The sequence below is a fragment of the Sulfobacillus harzensis genome (assembly GCF_012933365.1).
GTDB lineage: Bacteria > Bacillota > Sulfobacillia > Sulfobacillales > Sulfobacillaceae > Sulfobacillus_B > Sulfobacillus_B harzensis.
The window spans coordinates 1-1,498 of sequence record NZ_JABBVZ010000260.1; the positions used below are offsets into that span (position 1 = coordinate 1).

The following is a 1,498-nucleotide window of genomic DNA, read 5'->3' on the forward strand; positions in this document are numbered from 1 at the left end:
CTCGTATGATGACACCATGTCAACCCGGCCGGCCTAATTTCTTTTGGGGCCATGCGAGGTCGGTCGTCAAGGTCGGCGTAGCCGCCGTAGGGAAACCTTGACGAAGACCGAGGCTGGCCTATCCTGGCCCAGGCCGGACGGGGTCGCTGGTCCCTGCCCAATGCATGCGGGGGAATCCTGTTACGGATTGTTTGAGGCGACGGCGGATCATTCTCGTATACGCGGGCTGATGGCTCTCGAAGGAGAGCATAACCGCAAGTTAGCGAATCCGACGGGAGCTGTCTCACTCTACAGGCGCGTGCTCGACTGGGGTCTTAACGCATAGCATCGTGACGAGGACTCTCCCGCTTCCGTAATGACGCCGCATGCACCGGGCACGGATCAGAGATCGATACCGTGCAGGGATTGATTACTGGGCGACGATGGACACCTCCTGTGCGGCGGGATCGGCGATGCGACGGTCGACCGCGAGGGTGGCTCGGACCCAGACCGCGACTTCCCAGACATAGCCACAGAGTTCGCGACCGACGGCGGTATAGGCCGCGTTATACCCGCGTTTTACCCCAATCCGGCGCAATCGATCATGGAGTCGAATTTGCGCGCGCCACGAGATCTGGCGCAAGGCGGGCTCCCAAGTCGGCACGGCAGCCAAGCGGCGTTTGACGGCGCCTTGCAGGCTCGGACGAAAGCGATAACTATGGGCGGATTCGACCAGCACGCGGCGCAGATGCACATTGCCCGTTTTGGTGATGTGGCCCCGGGACTGCGTTTTGCCGCTCGAGGCCTCGCTTGGAACCAGTCCGGTGAAGGCCATCAAGGCGGAGGGTCGACGAAATTGACTGAAGTCTCCGCCTTCCGCCACGAGCGTGGCGGCGGTGATCCAATCGACGCCCCGGAGGGTCTGAAAGGCCAGCATGAGCGGATAGAGCGGGTGTTCCGGCATGGCCAGTTGAATGGCGGCATCGAGACGCTGGACGCGCGTATCGAGTTCCTCCAATTGCGCCAACCACTCCGCCCAGACCGTAGATCGCAGGGCTGGAGCGGGATTCAACGTCCGGATCCACTGGCGATAGCGGGGGCGCCACGCCAGCATCCCCTCCGGACGATGGATATCCCACCGTAAAAGCGCGCTTTTCATGCGGTGGCGGAGCCGGCGGCGGTCCTCAACAGCCGACGCCCGGGCCCGCACGAGGTCCCGAAAGGCTTCTTCGTTGGCTGTGGGCAGATGCACCGGCGTGAGGCTACCCGATCGCAAGTCTTCGGCCAGTTTGCGGGCATCGCGCCGATCCGTCTTGACACGGTCTGCCGCCTTCTGGGGGATCAGCCCCGGAGCGATCACGTCACAGGCCACCTGCAATCGCTGAAGATGGCGAGCCAAGCCGAAACCGGTGGGACCCGCTTCATAGCACACGAGGATCGTGGTTGCGTCGGGTTGTCGCCGGACCCACTCGGTCACTGCGTCCAGCCGGTAGGGGATCGCCCCGAGATCACGGGCGCG

At 63.6% G+C, this 1,498-nt stretch carries 1 protein-coding gene; it reads right to left on the reverse strand.

All coding sequences use genetic code 11. From position 1 onward, the window contains the following. Nucleotides 1-409 precede the first annotated feature (409 nt). Nucleotides 410-1,498: IS110 family RNA-guided transposase (locus tag HIJ39_RS22885; RefSeq protein WP_169103334.1), on the reverse strand; the 1,089-nt coding region annotated here is incomplete at its 5' end.